Annotated in this window: 14 protein-coding genes, 1 tRNA gene and 2 pseudogenes; 11 read left to right on the forward strand and 6 right to left on the reverse strand. The window is 66.2% G+C overall.

Annotation, left to right across the window (positions count from 1 at the left end):
• Nucleotides 1-16: 16 nt before the first annotated feature.
• Both hrcA and ald read right to left on the reverse strand, forming a co-directional pair.
• Nucleotides 17-1,060: a heat-inducible transcriptional repressor HrcA gene (hrcA, locus tag Q0316_RS16555; RefSeq protein WP_298674407.1), complete on the reverse strand. Its 1,044-nt coding sequence runs from the start codon at nt 1,058-1,060 to the stop codon at nt 17-19.
• 84 nt (nt 1,061-1,144) lie between these two features.
• Entirely contained in the window at nt 1,145-2,227 is a 1,083-nt protein-coding gene (ald, locus tag Q0316_RS16560; RefSeq protein WP_298674408.1) for an alanine dehydrogenase, read from the reverse strand.
• A 135-nt stretch (nt 2,228-2,362) separates the two neighbouring features.
• Between ald and Q0316_RS16565 the strand changes: the two genes are divergently transcribed.
• The 6 genes from Q0316_RS16565 to Q0316_RS16590 all read left to right on the forward strand — a co-directional run bounded on the left by Q0316_RS16565 (nt 2,363) and on the right by Q0316_RS16590 (nt 10,570).
• A complete protein-coding gene (locus tag Q0316_RS16565; RefSeq protein ID WP_298674409.1) occupies nt 2,363-2,860 on the forward strand; it encodes an NAD(P)H-dependent oxidoreductase subunit E in 498 nt (165 codons plus the stop codon).
• Complete coding sequence (locus Q0316_RS16570) at nt 2,857-4,386, forward strand: NADH-ubiquinone oxidoreductase-F iron-sulfur binding region domain-containing protein (protein WP_298674410.1); 1,530 nt, start codon at nt 2,857-2,859, stop codon at nt 4,384-4,386. The genes Q0316_RS16565 and Q0316_RS16570 overlap by 4 nt, the downstream gene beginning before the upstream one ends.
• On the forward strand, nt 4,386-7,223 hold the full coding sequence (gene fdhF, locus Q0316_RS16575) for a formate dehydrogenase subunit alpha (protein WP_298674411.1): 2,838 nt from the start codon (nt 4,386-4,388) through the stop codon (nt 7,221-7,223). The genes Q0316_RS16570 and fdhF overlap by 1 nt, the downstream gene beginning before the upstream one ends.
• A complete protein-coding gene (locus Q0316_RS16580; protein WP_298674412.1) occupies nt 7,220-7,453 on the forward strand; it encodes a formate dehydrogenase subunit delta in 234 nt (77 codons plus the stop codon). Before fdhF ends, Q0316_RS16580 begins: the two co-directional genes overlap by 4 nt.
• Before the next feature lie 73 nt (nt 7,454-7,526).
• Nucleotides 7,527-10,196, forward strand: a complete 2,670-nt coding sequence (ppc, locus tag Q0316_RS16585; protein ID WP_298674413.1) for a phosphoenolpyruvate carboxylase — start codon at nt 7,527-7,529, stop codon at nt 10,194-10,196.
• Nucleotides 10,197-10,270: 74 nt separating this feature from the next.
• Entirely contained in the window at nt 10,271-10,570 is a 300-nt protein-coding gene (locus tag Q0316_RS16590) for a hypothetical protein (RefSeq protein WP_298674414.1), read from the forward strand.
• A 62-nt stretch (nt 10,571-10,632) separates the two neighbouring features.
• Here the strand turns inward: Q0316_RS16590 and Q0316_RS16595 are convergent, their stop codons facing one another.
• Genes Q0316_RS16595 through Q0316_RS16605 form a run of 3 tightly spaced genes read right to left on the reverse strand, consistent with a single transcriptional unit; the run spans nt 10,633 to nt 13,642 of the window.
• A complete protein-coding gene (locus Q0316_RS16595; protein ID WP_298674415.1) occupies nt 10,633-11,028 on the reverse strand; it encodes a thioesterase family protein in 396 nt (131 codons plus the stop codon).
• On the reverse strand, nt 11,025-11,585 hold the full coding sequence (locus tag Q0316_RS16600) for a DedA family protein (RefSeq protein ID WP_298674416.1): 561 nt from the start codon (nt 11,583-11,585) through the stop codon (nt 11,025-11,027). The genes Q0316_RS16595 and Q0316_RS16600 overlap by 4 nt, the downstream gene beginning before the upstream one ends.
• Entirely contained in the window at nt 11,582-13,642 is a 2,061-nt protein-coding gene (locus tag Q0316_RS16605) for a S9 family peptidase (RefSeq protein ID WP_298674417.1), read from the reverse strand. Before Q0316_RS16605 ends, Q0316_RS16600 begins: the two co-directional genes overlap by 4 nt.
• A 444-nt stretch (nt 13,643-14,086) precedes the next feature.
• Between Q0316_RS16605 and Q0316_RS16610 the strand changes: the two are divergent.
• Both Q0316_RS16610 and Q0316_RS16615 read left to right on the forward strand, forming a co-directional pair.
• Nucleotides 14,087-15,028 (forward strand): annotated as a pseudogene (locus Q0316_RS16610) (DUF808 domain-containing protein).
• Between the two features lie 23 nt (nt 15,029-15,051).
• Nucleotides 15,052-16,851, forward strand: a complete 1,800-nt coding sequence (locus tag Q0316_RS16615) for an aminopeptidase P family protein (protein ID WP_298674418.1) — start codon at nt 15,052-15,054, stop codon at nt 16,849-16,851.
• A 154-nt stretch (nt 16,852-17,005) separates the two neighbouring features.
• Here Q0316_RS16615 and Q0316_RS16620 read toward each other — a convergent pair whose 3' ends face one another.
• On the reverse strand, nt 17,006-17,158 hold the full coding sequence (locus Q0316_RS16620) for a hypothetical protein (protein ID WP_298674419.1): 153 nt from the start codon (nt 17,156-17,158) through the stop codon (nt 17,006-17,008).
• 81 nt (nt 17,159-17,239) lie between these two features.
• On the opposite strand from Q0316_RS16620, the gene Q0316_RS16625 reads away from it, so the two are divergent.
• From Q0316_RS16625 to Q0316_RS16635, 3 genes and pseudogenes are all read left to right on the forward strand, one after another.
• A tRNA-Thr gene (locus Q0316_RS16625) sits at nt 17,240-17,314 on the forward strand.
• Between the two features lie 548 nt (nt 17,315-17,862).
• Nucleotides 17,863-18,510 (forward strand): DNA methyltransferase, encoded by a 648-nt coding sequence (locus tag Q0316_RS16630; RefSeq protein WP_367179704.1) that lies wholly within the window; start codon nt 17,863-17,865, stop codon nt 18,508-18,510.
• 315 nt (nt 18,511-18,825) lie between these two features.
• Nucleotides 18,826-19,284, forward strand: a pseudogene (locus Q0316_RS16635) (transposase); the annotation flags it as partial.
• Between the last annotated feature and the right edge of the window lie 51 nt (nt 19,285-19,335).

Raw genomic sequence — 19,335 nt, forward strand, 5'->3', positions numbered from 1 at the left:
CCTGTCTGTTGGCGGCTCACCCGATCAGGCGGGCGAGCGTTGCTGCCGTGAAATCCACCATGGGCACGACGCGCGCGTAGTTCAACCGGGTCGGGCCGATCACGCCCACCACGCCGACGACGCGGCCATCCTGCCCGCGAAACGGTTTGGCGATCACGGAGGATCCGGAAAGCGCGAACAATTTCGTCTCCGCGCCGATGAAGATGCGCGTGGCATCGCCCGCGCGCGCCGAATCGAGCAGCGCGGCGATCTCCTGTTTGCCCTCCAGATCGTCGAGCAGATCGCGCACCCGCTCCAGATCGGCGGCGGCGGCATCGTCGAGCAGCCGCCCCTGCCCGCGCACGATCAGCACCGCGCGGCGCCCGCCATCCTCGCTCCACACCGCGATGCCGCGCTGGATCAGCGCCTGCGCGGTCGCGTCGAGCGCGGCCTGGCCGGCGGCAAGCTCATGCTCGATCCGCGCGCGCGCCTGCGCCAGCGTAAGGCCCGCGAGCTTGGCGGACATGTAATTCCCCGCCTCGATCAGCGCGGACGGGCCGACGCCGGGCGGCAGATCAATCACGCGATTTTCCACCGCGCCATCCTCGCTCACCAGCACCGCCAGCGCCTGGGTGGGCGACAATGGCACGAAGCCGATCGAGCGCAGCACCTGTTCATGCTTGGGCACCATCACCAGCCCGGCGCAGGCGGACAGCCCGGAAAGCGCGGCGGTGGTGGCGGCCAGCGCCTCCTCAACCGGGCCGCCGGCGGCGGCGCGCGCCTCGATCGCGGCGCGCTCCTCGCGGCTTGGTTCGGAAACCTGCATCATGCCATCGACGAACAGCCTGAGGCCAAGCTCGGTCGGCATCCGCCCGGCGGAGGTGTGCGGCGCGGCGAGCAGCCCGACCGTCTCTAGCTGCGCGAGCACGCTGCGGATCGACGCGGGAGAGAGGTTCAGCCCCGCCTGCGCCAAAGTGCGCGATCCCACCGGCGCGCCGCTCTCCAGATAGCTGTCGACCACGCGGCGGAAGATATCCCGCGCGCGATCGCTCAGTTCGGAAACGGGGGTGGCGGCGGTCATTGTGGAGGGATGTAGGCGTGTGGGGGCGATCGCTCAACCGCACCGCACTTCCTCCCTCCCTTGAAAGGGAGGGGAGCGGAGAGTTCAAAACCCCAATGTCTGCGCCACCACCGCGCTGACGATCCGCCCCTTGTCGACGTTCAGCCCCTCCTTCAGCCCCGGATCGTCATCCAGCGCCCCCAGCCCCTTCGCCGCGAGCGCAAGGCCATAAGGCAAGGTCGCGTTATTGAGCGCATAGCTCGATGTCAGCGGCACCGCGCCCGGCATGTTCGCCACGCAATAATGGATCACGCCGTCCACCTCATAAGTCGGGTCGGCATGGGTGGTGGGGTGCGATGTCTCGAAACAGCCGCCCTGGTCGATCGCGACATCGACCAGCACGGCGCGCGGCTTCATCAGGGCGAGCATCGCGCGCGTCACCAGCTTCGGCGCGGCGGCGCCCGGTACCAGCACCGCGCCGATCACGACATCGGCGGTGGCGAGCGCCTCCTCGATCGCGGCGATGGTGGAGAAATGCGTATCCACCCGCCCGTGGAACATGTCGTCGAGCTGGCGCAACCGGCGCAGCGAGCGATCGAAGATGCTGACATGCGCACCCATCCCCGCCGCCACCCGCGCGGCATGGGTGCCGACCACCCCGCCGCCCAGGATCACCACATTGGCCGGCGGCACCCCCGGCACCCCGCCGAGCAGCAGGCCGCGCCCACCCGATACGGCGCGCAGCGCAGCCGCCCCCGCCTCGATCGACAGCCGCCCGGCCACCTCGCTCATCGGCGCGAGCAGGGGCAGCCCCCCGGAACGGTCAGTCACCGTCTCATAGGCGATCGCGCTGACGCCGGACGCCATCAGCCCGCGCGCCTGATCGGGATCGGGGGCGAGGTGGAGATAGGTGAACAGAATCTGCCCCTCGCGCAATTGCACCCATTCGTGCGGCTGCGGCTCCTTCACCTTCACCACCATCTCGGCGCGCGCGAACACCTCCTGCGGCGTGGCGACGATCTCCGCGCCCGATTGCGCGTAAACCTCGTCGCCCGCGCCGATCCCGGCCCCCCCGCCGGTTTCCACGATCACCTGGTGCCCGTGGTGGCGATATTCGCGCACCGCGCCCGGCGTCAACCCGACGCGGAATTCGTTGTTCTTGATCTCGCGCGGAACGCCCACCAGCATCGGGAATCTCCTGTTCGTCATCCGTGCTATACAACCAGCGGATGGGGGAATCGCGCCAAATTCCACCGCCGGAACGATTGGGCGCGCATAATATCCGTTGATCGCCCCGCCGCGCGGTGCGACCTTTAGACGGCGATGACCCAGACCAGCACCGCCCGAACGGATAGCCCGTCCGCCGCCCATGCGGACGCGATCGCGCGCTTCCTGGGTGATCGCGCGCCGCGTCGCGACGCGCTGTTGCCGCTGCTCCATGCGTTGCAGGCGGAGTTCGGCCATATCGACGAGGCGATGATCGCGCCGGTCGCCGCCGCGCTCAACCTCAGCCGCGCGGACGTGCACGGCGTCGTCACCTTCTATCACGATTTCCGCCGCACGCCCGCTGGCCGACACGTCATCCGCCTGTGCCGCGCGGAAAGCTGCCAGGCGCGCGGCGGCGCGGCGATCGAGCGCCACGCGACCGGGCGGCTCGGGCTTGGCATGGGCGAGACGAGCGCGGACGGCCGCGTGACGATCGAGCCGGTCTATTGCCTCGGCCTGTGCGCGAGCGGCCCCAATGCGCTGGTCGACGGGCGCCCCGTCTCGCGCCTCGACGCCGCGAAGATCGAGCGGATCGCGACGGAGTGGCTCGCATGACGCGCGCCTTCGTCAGTGCGGACATGGCCTCGATCGCGCTCGGCGCGGATGAGGTGGCGGCGGCGCTCACCGCGCGCGGCGTCACGGTGATCCGCACCGGCAGTCGCGGCCTGTTCCGCCTCGAACCACTGGTGGAAATCGAAACCGCGGACGGGCGCATCGGCTATGGCCCGGTCGCGCCGGACGAGGTGGGCGCGGTGCTCGGCGGCACCCACCCCAATCGCATCGGGCGGATCGAGGAGCACCCCTTCTTCGCCCGGCAGCAGCGTTTCACCTTCGCGCGCTGCGGCGTGATCGATCCGCTGAGCCTTGACGATTATGCCGCGCACGGCGGCTGGCGCGGGCTCGATCTGGCCCGCGCGCGCCAGCCGCAAGCCGTGATCGACGCGGTGCAGGAAAGCGGGCTGCGCGGGCGCGGCGGCGCGGGCTTCCCCACCGCGATCAAATGGCAGACGGTGCGCGACACGGCGGCGCCCGAAAAGTTCGTCGTGTGCAACGCCGATGAGGGCGATAGCGGCACCTTCGCCGATCGGATGCTGATGGAAGGCGATCCCTTCTGCCTGATCGAGGGGATGGCGATCGCCGCCCACGCGGTCGGCGCGGGGCGCGGATTCATCTACATCCGCTCCGAATATCCCTTCGCGATCCGCACGATGGAGGCGGCGATCGCGCTCGCCGCCCCGCGCATCGCGCCCTTCGTGCTGGAGGTGCGGGTGGGCGCGGGTGCCTATGTCTGCGGCGAGGAAACCGCGCTGCTCGATTCGATCGAGGGCAAGCGCGGGCAGGTCCGCGCCAAGCCGCCATTGCCCGCGATGGAAGGGCTGTTCGGCCGGCCCACCGTCATCAACAACGTGCTGAGCCTCGCCGCCGTGCCGTTCATCATCGCGGAAGGCGCGGCGGCCTATGCGGCGGTCGGCTTCGCTCGATCGCGCGGCACGATGCCGATCCAGCTTGCCGGCAATGTGCGGAACGGCGGGCTGTTCGAATGCGGGTTCGGCATCACATTGGGCGAGTTGGTGGAGGAGATCGGCGGCGGCACCGAGAGCGGCCGCCCGGTGAAGGCGGTGCAGGTCGGTGGCCCGCTCGGCGCGTATTTCCCACCAAGGATGTTCGATCTGCCATTCGATTATGAGGCGTTCGCCGCCGCCGGCGGGCTGATCGGCCATGCCGGCATCACCGTGTTCGACGATAGCGCGGACATGGCCCACATGGCGCGCTTCGCGATGGAATTCTGCGCGCACGAAAGCTGCGGGAAATGCACGCCATGCCGGATCGGATCGGTGCGCGGCGTGGAGACGATCGAGCGCATCATGGCGGGCGGGCGGGCGCCGGATCGCATCGAAACCATCCCACAGATGCGCAACGCCGCCCCCCGCCCCCGTTCGCGCGCGGAGGAGATCGCCCTGCTGCGCGATCTTTGTGATACGATGAAATTCGGATCACTCTGCGCGCTGGGCGGGTTCACCCCCTATCCGGTGCTGAGCGCGCTCGATCATTTCCCGCAGGATTTCGGGGAGCAGGCGTAATGGCATGGATCGGTGAACGCGACCTGGGCACCCCGCCGCCGCGCGCCACGGCCCGCGCCATATCGCTGCACATCGACGGCGAGCGGGTGACGGTGCCCGAAGGCACCTCGATCATGCGCGCCGCCGCGCTGCGCGGCACCAGCATCCCCAAATTGTGCGCGACCGACCGGCTCGAACCATTCGGATCGTGCCGCCTGTGCCTGGTCGAGATCGAGGGCCGCGCCGGCTATCCCGCATCCTGCACCACGCCGGTGGCCGAGGGCATGGTGGTCAGCACCGAGAGCGAGAAACTGGCGAAGCTGCGGCGCGGCGTGATGGAGCTGTATATCTCCGATCACCCGCTCGATTGCCTCACCTGCTCGGCCAATGGCGATTGCGAGTTGCAGGATCAGGCGGGCGCGGTGGGCCTGCGCGACGTGCGCTATGGCTATGATGGCGCCAATCACCTTTCGACCGACAAGGACGAGAGCAATCCCTATTTCACCTTCGATCCCGCCAAGTGCATCGTCTGTTCGCGCTGCGTGCGCGCCTGCGACGAAGTGCAGGGCACGTTCGCGCTGACGATCGACGGCAGCGGTTTCGGATCGAAGGTGTCGGCGAGCGCGGACGAGGGCTTCCTCGCCTCCGAATGTGTATCGTGCGGCGCCTGTGTGCAGGCGTGCCCCACCTCGGCGCTGATCGAGAAATCGGTCACGGCGATCGGCACGCCCGATCGCGCGATCGTCACCACCTGCGCCTATTGCGGCGTGGGCTGCACCTTCCGCGCGGAGATGCGCGGGCAGCAACTCGTGCGGATGGTGCCGTGGAAGGACGGCAAGGCCAATCACGGGCATAGCTGCGTCAAGGGCCGCTTCGCCTGGGGCTATGCCAATCACCGCGAGCGCATCCTTTCGCCGATGATCCGCGAAGGCGTCGATCAGCCGTGGCGCGAGGTTTCGTGGGAGGAGGCGATCGCCCACACCGCGCGCGAATTTCGCCGGATACAGGCGGCGCACGGCACGCGCAGCATCGGCGGGATCACCTCGTCGCGCTGCACCAACGAGGAGACGTTCCTCGTCCAGAAGCTGATCCGGCAGGGCTTCGGCAACAATAATGTCGATACCTGCGCGCGCGTCTGCCATTCGCCGACCGGCTACGGGCTGGGGGCTACCTTCGGCACCTCCGCCGGCACGCAGGATTTCGACAGCGTGGCCAAGGCCGATGTCATCATGGTGATCGGCGCCAATCCCACCGATGCGCATCCGGTGTTCGCCAGCCGGATGAAGCAGCGGCTGCGCGAAGGCGCGCGGCTGATCGTGGCCGATCCGCGCCGCATTGATCTGGTGCGCAGCCCACATGTCGCCGCGGAGCACCATCTGCCGCTCAGGCCCGGCACCAATGTCGCCTTGCTCACCGCGATGGCGCATGTCGTGGTGACGGAGGGGCTGGCCGACGAAGCGTTCATCCGCGAGCGTTGCGAGTGGGACGAATATATGGATTGGGCCGCGTTCGTCGCGCAAGCCGATCGCTCGCCCGAAGCGACCGAGGCGCTGACCGGCGTGCCCGCCGCCGATCTGCGCGCCGCCGCCCGGCTGTTCGCCACCGGCGGCAATGGCGCGATCTATTACGGGCTTGGCGTCACCGAGCACAGCCAGGGTTCGTCCACCGTGATGGCGATCGCCAATCTCGCGATGGCGACCGGCAATATCGGGCGCGAGGGCGTCGGCGTGAACCCGCTGCGCGGGCAGAACAACGTGCAGGGCTCATGCGACATGGGCAGCTTCCCGCACGAATATTCGGGCTATCGCCATGTTTCCGATCCCGCGACGCGCGCGCAGTTCGAGGATGCGTGGGACGTCGCGCTCGATCCCGAACCCGGCCTGCGCATCCCCAATATGCTCGATGCCGCGACCGACGGCACGTTCCGCGCATTGTTCATCCAGGGCGAGGATATCCTGCAATCCGATCCCAATACGCATCACGTCGCCGCCGGCCTCGCGGCGATGGAATGCGTGGTGGTGCAGGATCTGTTCCTCAACGAAACCGCGAATTACGCGCATGTCTTCCTGCCCGGATCGACCTTTCTGGAGAAGGACGGCACCTTCACCAACGCCGAACGCCGCATCCAGCGCGTCCGCAAGGTGATGGAGCCGTTGAACGGCTATGCCGATTGGCAGGTGGTGCAATTGCTCGCGCAGGCGATGGGGCTGGCGTGGAACTACACCCACCCGTCCGAGATCATGGACGAGATCGCCGCGCTCACCCCCACTTTCGCGCGCGTCGATTATGCCGCGCTCGACGAACACGGCTCGCTGCAATGGCCGGTAACCGATGAAGCGCCAGACGGCACGCCGACGATGCACGTCCATGGCTTCGTGCGGGGCAAGGGGCGCTTCGTCGTCACCGATTATATCCCGACCGACGAGAAGACCGGCCCCCGCTTCCCCCTGCTGCTCACCACCGGGCGCATCCTGAGCCAGTATAACGTCGGCGCGCAGACCCGGCGGACCGAGAATGTCGCGTGGCACGATGAGGACCGGCTGGAGATTCACCCGCATGACGCCGAAAACCGCGGGCTGCGTGACGGCGACTGGGTGAGCCTGAAAAGCCGCGCGGGCGAAACGACACTGCGCGCGCTCGTCACCGATCGCGTCGCGCCGGGCGTGGTCTATACCACCTTCCACCACCCCGATACGCAGGCCAATGTCATCACCACCGATTATTCGGACTGGGCGACCAATTGCCCCGAATACAAGGTGACGGCGGTGCAGGTCGCGCCATCCAACGGCGCGAGCGAATGGCAGCGTTCCTATGCCGAGCAGGCGAGGCGCGCGCGGCGGATCGAGGCGGCGGAATGAGCGGCATGATGTCCACCACCGATCGGCTGGTGCATATGGCGAACCAGATCGCGCGCGCCTTCGCGACCGAGAGCGAGGACCGCGCGATCGAGGCGACGCGCGCGCATCTGCGGCGCTATTGGGATCCGCTGATGCGTGAGCGGATCATCGCCTGTCTCGACACCCATGGTGCCGCGTTCAGCGACCACGCGCGCGCCGCGGTGGAGCGGCTGCGCAACGAATCCGTATAATCGCCGCGATCAGGCGCAACTAAACGTCGCCAAAGCGGTTGACCACGATCATATTGCAGTGCAGCACGCAAGCATGGCCGAGCTTCCCCCGATCACCAATAACCCGGACGTGCGCTATCTCGGCCGCGTGCTGGGCGACGTTATCCGCGCATTGGGGGGCGAGCGGCTGTTCGCGGCGACCGAGGCGATCCGCTCCGCTTCGGTAGAGCGGCATCGCGCTGGCGGGCCGCCGGTCGATCACCATCTTGAGGCGCTGACGCTCGACGAGACGCTCGATTTCGTGCGCGGCTTCATGCTGTTCTCGATGCTCGCCAATCTCGCCGAGGACCGGCAGGGCGTCGCCGCCGAGCATGGCGCCGATGTCGCCGCCGTGCTCGACCGGCTGGCGCGCGCGGGCGTGGATAGAGCCGCGGTAGCGGCGCTGCTCGATCATGCGCTGGTCGTCCCGGTGCTGACGGCGCACCCCACCGAAGTGCGGCGCAAGTCGATGATCGACCATCGCAATCGCATCGCGCAACTGATGGCCTTTCGCGATCGCGGCGTGGAGACGACGCCGGATGGCGATCAGGTCGACGAAGCGATCGTGCGGCAGGTGGCGTTGCTGTGGGAAACCCGCGTGCTGCGCCGCGAGCGGCTGTATGTCGCGGATGAGGTGGAAACGTCGCTCAGCTATCTGCGCGATGTGTTCCTGCCGGTGCTGCCCGCGCTCTATCAGCAATGGGATCGCGCGATGGGCGGGCGCGTGCCTTCCTTCCTGCGCCCCGGAAGCTGGATCGGCGGCGATCGCGACGGCAACCCCTTCGTCACCGCGGAATCGCTGCGCGCCGCGATCGCGCGCGCGGGCGAGACGGTGCTGGTATATTATCTCGATCAGCTTCATGCGCTGGGCGCCGAACTTTCGATCTCCACCGAACTGGCGCCGGTTGACGATGCGGTGCTGGCGCTGGCCGAAAAGAGCGGCGATCGCGCCGAAAGCCGCAGCGACGAACCATATCGCCGCGCGATCTCCGGCATCTATGCCCGCCTCGCCGCGACCCATCTGGCGCTCACCGGCAAGCCCGCGCCGCGCCCCGGCGTGCTCACGGGTGAACCCTATGCCGATCCCGCCGCGCTGCGCGCCGATCTCGTCACCCTCGCCCATCCGCTCACCGCGATCGGCCACGGGTTGCTCGCGTCGAGTGGCGCGATCGGGCGGCTGATCCGCGCGGTGGAGGTGTTCGGCTTCCACCTTGCAACGCTCGACATGCGCCAGAACAGCGCGGTGCACGAACGCGTCGTGGGCGAACTGCTCAAGGTCGCGGGCGTGTGCGACGATTATGCCGCGCTCTCCGAGGATCAGCGCGTCGTGCTGCTGCGTCACGAACTGTCCAGCCCGCGCCCGTTGCGATCGCCCTATGCCGAATATTCGGCGGAGACCTGCTCGGAACTCTCGATCGTCGCCGCCGCGGCGGAGGCGCATGCGCGCTACGGCGCGGGCGCGATCCGGCAATATATCGTCTCGATGGCCAAGTCGGTTTCCGATCTGCTCGAAGTCAATCTGCTCCTCAAGGAGGCCGGGCTTTACCGCCCTGGCCCGCCCGCCAGCGCCGCGATCATGGCCGTGCCGTTGTTCGAGACGATCGACGATCTGGAAGCGGCGCCCGCGATCATGGCTGAATGGTTCGCGCTGCCCGAAATCCGCCAGATCGTCGCCGCGCGCGGGCATCAGGAAGTGATGATCGGCTATTCGGATTCGAACAAGGATGGCGGCTATCTCTCCTCCACCTGGCAATTGTCGAAGGCATCGACCGCGTTGAAGCCGGTGTTCGAGGCGGCTGGCGTCAGGATACAGCTTTTCCACGGGCGTGGCGGGGCGGTGGGGCGCGGCGGCGGATCGAGCTTCGCGGCGATCCTCGCGCAGCCGGCAGGCACGGTGCAGGGCCGCATCCGCATCACCGAACAGGGCGAGGTGATCGCGGGCAAATACGGAACACGCGAAAGCGCCGCGACCAATCTGGAGGCGATGGCGTCCGCCACGCTGCTCGCCAGCCTGGAGCCGGAGCAGCTTTCGTCGGCGGAGAATGAGACGTTCGGGCGCGCGATGGACGCTTTGTCCGACACCGCGTTCCACGCCTATCGCGATCTGGTTTACGGCACCGATGGCTTCACCGCCTTCTTCCGCCAGATGACGCCGATCGCCGAAATCTCCGGCCTCAAGATCGGCAGCCGCCCGGCGAGCCGCACCAAAAGCCATCGGATCGAGGATCTGCGCGCCATCCCCTGGGTGTTCAGTTGGGCGCAGGCGCGCGTGATGCTGCCGGGCTGGTATGGCGTGGGCCAGGCCATCGCGGCTTTTCCGGATAAGGCGCTGCTGGCGGAAATGGCACAAGGTTGGCCGCTGTTCGCCGCCACGCTTGCCAATATGGAGATGGTGCTGGCGAAATCCGATATGGGAATCGCGGAGCGCTATGCCGGGCTGGTCGAGGATAAGGCGTTGCGCAACCAGTTGTTCGGCGCGATCCGCGAAGGCTGGATGCGCACGCATGACGGGCTGCTCGCGATCACCGGCCAGTCGCGATTGCTGGAGAAGGCGCCCGCGCTCGAAGCCTCGATCCGGCTGCGGCTGCCCTATATCGAGCCGCTCAATCTGCTCCAGATCGAATTGATGCGGCGCCATCGCGCGGGCGAGCGCGACGAGCGCATCAGCCAGGGCATCCTGCTGTCGATCAACGCGATCGCCACCGCCTTGCGCAATTCCGGCTGAGGCGAGTTCGCACCGCACTTGATCCCCGGCCGGTTGGCGTTACCATCTCCGCTCGATCAAAAAGGATGCCGATCATGCGCAAACTGATGCTTGCCCTGGGCGCGATGTCGCTTGCCGTGCCTGTCTCGATGGCCTTCCCGAGCAGCGACGCGCAGGCCAAGACCTACAAGCACAAATATCGCGGCGTGAAGCGTTGCCGTCGATCGAGCGGCACGACCGGGCTTGTCGCCGGCGGCGTCGGCGGCGCGCTGATCGGCAGTTCGGTGCTCGGCCATGGCGCGCTCGGAACGGTAGCGGGCGCCGCCGGTGGCGCACTCGCGGGCCGCGCGATCGACCGCACGATGACCGCCAAGAAGCGTTGCCACTATAGCTGACGAGGAAATGGCGGGAGGCGCGCGCAAGCCGCCTCCCCGTCCCGGCGCGCGTTCCGCGCGATCTAATCTTCGAGGAACGGCGCCGCCACCTCGGGCCTGACGCGCAGCAGGCGCCCGCTTGCCCGGTCGATCAGCGCCCACGTCGTCACGCCCTCCACCTTCACGCGCCCGTCCGCGCCGGTGAAGCGGAAATGGCGATTGAAGCGCGCGCCATGCGGCGCATCGGGCACCCAGGTTTCGCCCATCACCGTTTCGCCCGCGCCGACGTTGCCGCGATAGTCGATCTCGTGCCGCGTCACGACCCAGATGAAGGCATCGCGGTGCTCGACCGTAGCGACCGCCTCCCAATGCGCCACCGCCAGATCCTGCGCCCAGCGCACCCACACCGCGTTGTTGACGTGGCCTAGTTCGTCGATGTCGCCGGAAGCAACGGTGAAGCCATGCGTGAAACGCTTCATGCCTTGCGCCAGTAACGATAGCCGAAATAGGCGCCGGTCGCGACGATCACCGCGCCGAGCAACATCAGCAACACATGCGTATCCGGCTCCAGCCGCCCGAGCAGTTGCTCGAACCCGCGCCCGAATATGAAGCCGAGCCCCGAAAAGATGATCCCCCACACAATCGCGGAGACGAGGTTGACGATCATGAACAATCGCGCCGGAACATCGGTGGTGCCGATCGCGATCGGGCTCACCGTGCGGAAGCCGTAGATGAAGCGAAACGCGAAGATAAAGCCGATCGGATGCCGTTGAAGGAACCCGAGCGCCTTGGCGAACGCCGGCTTCTCATACGCCTTGCGCACGAAACGGTGATCGTGAAACCTGCGCCCCAGCAGAAACCACAATTGGTCGATCACGAACGACCCCGCCGCCGCCGCCGCCATCGCGCCGACCAGCGGAAACAGCCCGCGATGCGCGAGTATCCCGCCGGCGACCACCACCGTCTCGCCCTCCAGCCCGGCGCCCAGAAACAGCGCGACCAGCCCGTATTTCGCGACGATGGCCTCGATCGTCATTTTTCGACACCCAGTTGCCACAGCACGAAGGCATGTTCCTCCGCCCCCTCGTACAGGCTGTCGAACCGCCCCGATTTGCCGCCATGGCCCGCGCCCATATTGGTCTTAAGCAGCAGGACATTATCGTCCGTTTTGGTTGCGCGCAGCTTGGCGCCCCATTTCGCCGGCTCCCAATAAGTGACGCGCGGATCGTTGAGCCCGCCCGAAATGAACAGCGGCGGATAGCCTTGCGCCTTCACCTGATCGTAAGGCGAATAGCTGTGGATCAGTTCGAACGCCGCCTTGTCGGTGATCGGATTGCCCCATTCGGGCCATTCACCCGGCGTCAGCGGCAGCGTTTCGTCGAGCATCGTGTTGAGCACATCGACGAACGGCACGTCGGCGATCACCGCGCCCCACAATTCGGGATCGGAATTGACCACCGCGCCCATCAGTTCGCCACCAGCCGAGCGCCCCGCGATCGCGATTCGGCCTGCGCTGGTCCAGCCTTGTGCGACCAGCCCCCTCGCCACGTCGACGAAATCGTGGAAGGTGTTGGTGCGCTTCTCCAGCTTGCCATCGCGATACCATTGCTGGCCCAGATCATCGCCGCCGCGGATATGCGCGATGGCATAGGCAAAGCCGCGATCGAGCAAAGACAGCCGCCCGGTCGAGAAACCCGGCGGAATCGCATGACCATAAGCGCCATAGGCGTAGAGAAAGAGCGGGCGCGATCCGTCCTTCGGGAAATCGACCGGATAGACGATCGACACGGGCACCAGCGTCCCGTCACGCGCCGCGATCTTCAGCCGTTCGGTGCGATATTTCGAACCATCGTAGCCGGACGGGATTTCCTGCACCCTGAGCGTGATCATCGCCCCGGTCGCGACATCATAATCATAGACCGTCCCCGGCGTGACCATTGATTCATAGCCGAGCCGCAGCACCTGCTGGTCATATTCCGGATTGTCGCCAAGGCCGGCGGTATAGCTTGCCTCGGGGAAGGCGATCCGCCGGCCTTCGGTCGGCGCGTCGTAGCGGTGGATGGCGATCTGATCGAGGCCGTCCTCGCGCCCCTCCACCACGAAAAAGTCCCGGTAGCATTCCACCCCGGTCATGTAGAAATCCGCCGATGGCGCGATCAGTTCGCTCCACTCGCCCGGCGCGGCGATCGGCGCGGTGACGAGCCGCCACATCGGATCAATATCGTTGGTATGGATGAACAGGGTGTCCCCATGCGCATCGACATCATATTCGCGGCCCGACAGGCGCGGCGCGACCATGATCGGCGTGGCGAAGGGATCGTTCGCGGGAAGCAATCGCACCTCGCTCGTCACATGATCACCGGTCGCGATCATGATCCACTTGCGGTCGCCGGTTTCGGAAACCGCGACGCGATAGCCCTCGTCATTCTCATGATATAGCTCGATATCCTCTGCCGGATCGGTGCCGATCCGATGGAAGCGCGCATTGTCCGTGCGCCATTCCTTGTTGGCGAGGCCATAGAGAAAACCCGTGTCGTCCGCCGTCCACACGATATCGGAGAGCATATCGGGGATCACCTCGGGCAGATGCTCGCCGGTGATGAGGTTCTTCACCCGGATTTCGAACCGTTCGGCGCCCGAATCGTCGATCGCGTAAGCGAGTTTGGTGCCATCGTTCGATACCGCGAACGCGCCGAGCCGGAAATATTCGTGCCCTTCCGCCAGCGCGGGTTCGTCGAGCAGCAATTCGTCCGCGCCACCCGCGACCGGGCGGCGCCACCATTTGCGATATTGGCCGCCGGTGTCGAATGCCGTCCAGTAGAGCCAATCCCCGTCCTTCTGCGGCACGGTCGCTTCGTCTTCCTTGATTCGCCCGCGCATCTCGGCGTTGATTCGCTCGGTCAGCGGCTTGAGCGGCGCCATCACCGCTTCGAAATAGGCGTTTTCCGCCTCAAGATAGGCGAGAATTTCCTTGTCCGTCACATCGGGATAGCCCGGATCCTTCAGCCAGGCCCATGGATCGTCGATCGTGATGCCATGGCGGACATATTGATGCGGACGCGTCTCGGCGCGCGGGGGAGCGGGGAAAGTCATCCATCCTCCATAACCGCCGATTCCGCCTTGTCGATGCGTTCGCGCGTTACGATTGCAATTTTTGCAATTAAGAACGAATTGTTTGCATTTGCGAAATTTTATGCTGCGACGCACAAGGATCGGGCCTTTCAGGCATCCTCTCCTAAAAACTTTCAAAGGCCGGTCTCACGACTGGCCTTTCTTTTTGCTTCGCGAACGCGCAGGGTAGCTATGCTGAGGCGCGCCGAATCAAAATAACGATTTGGAGTGGAGCCGCCGGTAAGACCGGCACCGGCGGGGCAACAGTACGGGGGATAGAGCGCCACTCCCGCGCGGTCGCTCTCCCCCGTTTCGTCCCCAACCGTCCTGATTCGCATGTTATTTTATGTGGCTGGCCGCTTGCGCGCGCCCGCGCCGATGCGCAAAACCAGCCTTCCCCACCACAATCCACGAGGGAATTGATTAATGGCCGCTGGCCTTGTTGCGTTGCTCGACGATATCGCCATGCTCGCAAAACTCGCCGCCGCCAGCATCGACGACATGGCCGCCGCCGGGCTAGACGATGCTGCCGCCGCAGCGGGCCGCGCGGGACTAAAGACCGCCGGGGTGGTGATCGACGATACCGCCGTCACCCCGCGCTATGTCGTTGGCATTTCACCGGCGCGGGAATTGCCAATCATCGGCAAGATCGCGCTTGGCTCGTTGCGCAACAAGCTGCTGTTCCTGCTTCCCGCCGCGCTCATCCTTTCCACCTTCGTGCCATGGACGATCACGCCGATCCTGATGGCGGGCGGCGCGTTTCTCTGTTTCGAGGGCGCGGAAAAGGTGATCGGCGCCTTGTTGGGTCATGCCGCTGCGAGCGAGCAGATCGCCGCTGCGGATGCGCAGCAACTCGAAGACCGGCAGGTTGCCGGGGCGATCCGCACCGATCTCATCCTGTCTGGCGAAATCATGGCGATCGCCCTTTCCTCGCTCGCTGATCAGCCGTTTCTCAACCAGGCGATCGCGCTCACGATCGTTGCGGTGGTGATGACCGCGGGTGTTTACGGCACCGTCGCGCTGATCGTGCGGATGGATGATATCGGCCTTGCGCTCGCCCGCCGTCCCGGTCGGGCGATACAGGCGATCGGGCGCGGGCTGGTCGCCGCGATGCCCGTGGTGCTGAGCGCGCTCGCCAATATCGGCGTGGCGGCGATGCTGTGGGTCGGCGGGCAAATCATCGTCCACGGGCTGGAGGAATTCCACCTCACGCCGATTCCCGGCTGGGTGCATCATGCGACCGGCGCGGCGGGCAGCTTCGGCGGGGTTGCGGCATGAATCGCGGGCGCCTTCCTCTCGGCGGTTTTCGGCCTTATCGTGGGCAGCCTGATCGCTGGCGCACTCCATCTCGCGCCACGCCGCCGCTGACGCTCAAAAAACGGGAAGCATCCATGTCGACCCATTCCGCCCGCCTCACCGCCCTTCGTGAACAGCTTTCCCGGCAGCGCCTCGACGGCTTCGTCGTGCCGCTCACCGATGAGCATATGAGCGAATATGTCGGCGCTTATGCCCAGCGGCTCGCATGGCTCACCGGGTTTCAGGGATCGGCCGGCACGGCGGCGGTGCTGCCCGCCCAAGCCGCGATCTTCACCGATGGCCGCTATACGTTGCAGGTGCGTGAGCAGGTGGACGGCGGCGACTGGCAATTCGTGGGCGTGCCCGAAACGAGCGTGGCGCAATGGCTGGGCGATCATGCCGCCCAGGGCGCGCGGATCGGATACGATCCCTGGCTTCACACCCGCCAGTGGGTTGACGAAGCATCCGCCGCGCTGGCGAAGATCGGCGCAACGCTCGTGCCGGTGGACGCCAATCCGGTGGATGCGATCTGGCCCGATCGCCCCGCCCCTTCCGCTGCGACGCTTTCCGTCCATGACGACGCGCTCGCCGGGCGCTCCTCGGCTGACAAGCGCGGGGTGATCGCCGACTGGCTGGCGACGGAGAAGGCCGACGCAGTTGTTCTCGCCGCGCTCGATTCGATCGCCTGGCTGCTCAACGTGCGCGGCGCCGATGTCGCGCGCACGCCGGTCGCGCTCGCCTATACGATCGTCAACGCGGATGGCACCGCCGATCTGTTCGTCGCGCCTGAAAAGATGAGCGACGCGGTGCGCCAGCATCTCGGCAATGCGGTCCGCGTACATGATCGCGCCGCCTTCGCGCCGGCGCTTGGCGCGTTCGCCGGCAAGCGGATCGCGGTCGATCCGTCATTGTCAGTCGCGGCGATCCCGCTGGCGATCGAAGCGGGCGGCGGCACGGTGCTGCCGCTGCGCGATCCGGTGGTGATCCCCAAGGCGTGCAAGAACCCCGCCGAGATCGCGGGGCATCAGGCCGCGAGCCTGCGTGACGGCGCCGCGCTCACCCGCTTTCTGCGCTGGATCGCGAGCGAGGGGCCAAAGGGCGGCCAGACCGAACTATCCGCCGCCGCGAAGCTCCGGCAATTCCGCGAGGAAACCGGCGTGCTCAAGGATCTTTCCTTCGACACGATATCCGCCACCGGCCCGCACGGCGCGATCCCGCATTATCACGTCACCGATGAATCGAATGCGCCGATCCTTGCCGGCCAGCTCTATCTGATCGATTCGGGCGGCCAATATGCGGATGGCACCACCGATCTCACCCGCGTCGTGCCGATCGGCGCGCCGACCCCCGAAATGCGTGATCGCTATACGCGCGTGCTGAAGGGCCATATCGCGCTCGCCACCGCCGTCTTTCCCCATGGCACGACCGGGCAGCAGCTCGACGCGCTCGCACGGCTGCCTTTGTGGCAAGCCGGGCTCGATTTCGCGCACGGCACCGGCCACGGCGTCGGCAGCTATCTTTCGGTCCACGAAGGCCCCGCGCGGATCGCCAAGCCGAGCTATGGCGGCGGCGGCCCGCAGGAGCCGTTGCGTGCCGGCATGATCCTTTCGAACGAGCCTGGCTATTACAAGGCCGGAGACTACGGCATCCGTATCGAGAATCTGCTGCTGGTCGTCGAGCGCGAGATTTCCGGCGGCGAAACGCCGATGCTCGCCTTCGAGACGCTGACGCTGGCCCCGATCGACCGCGACCTGATCGACGCGACATTGCTCGATGCCGCCGAACTCGCGTGGCTCAACGCCTATCACGCGCGCGTCGCGGAAGCGCTGGGCGCGGCGCTGGCGGACGATGACCGCGCATGGCTACTCGCGCGGTGCCAGCCGATCACGCATTGAGCCGATAGCGTCGCGACTCCGAACGCTATCCGGCATTGACGACGGTTGCGGCGCGATCGGCCCGATCGCCGCATGTTCGCGCCGTCCAAGGCTGATCGACCTTCGACTATGCGTGGCGGCATTTCGCGTGACGTGCGGTTGAATGCCGGTCCGCCTAACGCTCCGCCGGATCGCGCGCATTATCGGGCTGATCCGCCTGCTCGCCCGGAGAGGCGGGCCTGCCGCGCGCCTGTTCCTTGCGCTTCCTCAGATTCGCGCGGAGCTGCTCCGCAAGCCGCGCGGCGCGCTGGTCGTCATTGTTTGACATGCGATCTGCTATTGCGCGTGCGCGAACGCCTTGACAATGCCGCCCACCTCGTCTCTAGGGCGCCCTCGCCCAACGGGCAGTGCTGCCGTAGCTCAGTGGTAGAGCGCATCCTTGGTAAGGCTGAGGTCGTGAGTTCAATCCTCACCGGCAGCACCATTTTTCCCCCAGATATCAGCGATAAACCGCCCCTTCTGGGGACGCGAAGCTGGATACGAAGCCCTTCGTCTCCAATTCGTATCCAGTGGAAAGAGCGCAATCGGCTCTTATCGGCTACACCTGGTAGCGAAGAATTGCAGGTTCGGTATTCACGCGCAGGATCCCATCGCGTTGGGCTTCAAGCGGATCCGCGATGCTCCCGCTATGGCACAGGCATCTGCTCTTGAAGTGCCAACTGCGTCACCAGGGCGCATGAACTCTCCCCACCAAAACTGGTCCGAGCCTGCCCGTAGATTACGAGCCCGGCGCTTCGTTATGGCGCTGCTGCCGCTGCGCCTTAACACTAAGGGCCTTGCCCTCGCGTTGCGCAAGGGAAGCTTCGCCGTCCGGGGCGGTATCCCCAGCCTTCCGCGCCTTCGGCTTGTGCAGGCCGGGTGATCCCCCTCCGCCCCGGCCGCCCTTGCGCTTTGCTACCCCAGTCTCGGCGACGGCCAGAAGGTCAGGCGCGGCACACCGCTTCGCTGACCTTCAGACCTGGGATTGTGGAAATGACCGGCAATGCAAAGGCGCCCCGCAATGTGATCTTCAATGCGGATTGCATCGACGTGATGCGCAGTTTCGACCGGGCATCGGTGGACATGATCGTGACCGATCCGCCCTATATCACCCGCTATCGCAGCCGGGACGGCCGGACCGTCGCCAACGACGACAATGCCCGTTGGCTTCGCCCCGCGTTCAACCAGATGCACCGCGTTTTGAAGGAAGGCGCTTTCTGCGTCAGCTTCTACAGCTGGAACAAGATCGACCTGTTTTTCGAGGCGTGGAAAGAGGCAGGCTTCCGCGTCGTCGGGCATATCGTGTTCCGCAAGGACTATGCGTCGTCGGAGCGTTTCCTTCGCTACGAACACGAGCAGGCCTATTTGCTGGCGAAAGGCGAGCCGAACCTGCCGGCGCATCCGGTCCCCGACGTGCTGGATTTCCCCTATACCGGCAACCGGCTTCACCCGACCCAGAAGCCCGTCGGGGCACTGATGCCACTGATTGCGGCGTTTACGCGACCGGGGGATCTCGTGCTGGACCCGTTTTGCGGCAGCGGTTCCCGCTGGACGCAGCGCAGCGGCTCGCGCGCCACTGGACCGGCATCGAGCTGGACAACGGCCATTATCGCACCGCGCGGCGGCGGCTGGCCGGTCTGATCGGCGGGGAAGTAGCCTGATCCCTCTCCTTTCGTTTATCGGCGCCCGTCCTCACGGCGGGCGCCACCAATCATATCACGCACTGGATCATCACCCCCGATCACACGGCGGTTGCCGCGAAGCAGGCGAAAGTATCGATGATCTGCCCTGGCGGGGAATCCCCGAGCAGGCGGACACATTGCCGATAGAGCTTCGGCTATATCAGGCCCGCCATCATATCTTGTTTGACGGCCGATGCGGCGACATTGATGCCGACTGGCCGGACGGTTTCGAGCTGATCTACACTTGGAACACATTTCGCTACCGCCGGATACCCGCGGGCTCTTTGGCCCCAGCTTCCTGGCGATGCCGCTGTTCGAGAAGGGCGGCGCGCATCAGCCGCTCAACCGCCCTCGCGACCGCTATGCCCGCGAGGGCGTGGACCTAAGCCTTTCCACCCTGGCCGATCAGGTTGGTGCCTGCACCGCCGCGCTGATGCCGCTCTATCTCCTGATCGAGGCGCATGTCCTGGCCGCCGAGCGACTGCACGGTGACGATACGACGGTGCCGGTGCTGGCGAAGACCAGGACCGATACGGGCCGGAACGGGACCTATGTTCGGGACGACCGACCTTTCGGCGGACCAGCGCCGCCAGCAGCGATCTTCCATTATTCCCGCGACCGGCAAGGCGAACATCCTGTGAGCCATCTGCGCAGCTGGAGAGGCATTCTCCAGGCTGATGCCTATGCCGGCTATAATGCGTTGTTCCTCGCCGACAGACTGCCGGCACCGCTCACCCGTGATCGGCAGGTTTTTGAGCAGCGGTCCAAGCGGATCGAGCCATAC

The organism is uncultured Sphingomonas sp. (assembly GCF_937871615.1).
In the GTDB taxonomy this organism is placed as follows: Bacteria; Pseudomonadota; Alphaproteobacteria; order Sphingomonadales; family Sphingomonadaceae; genus Sphingomonas.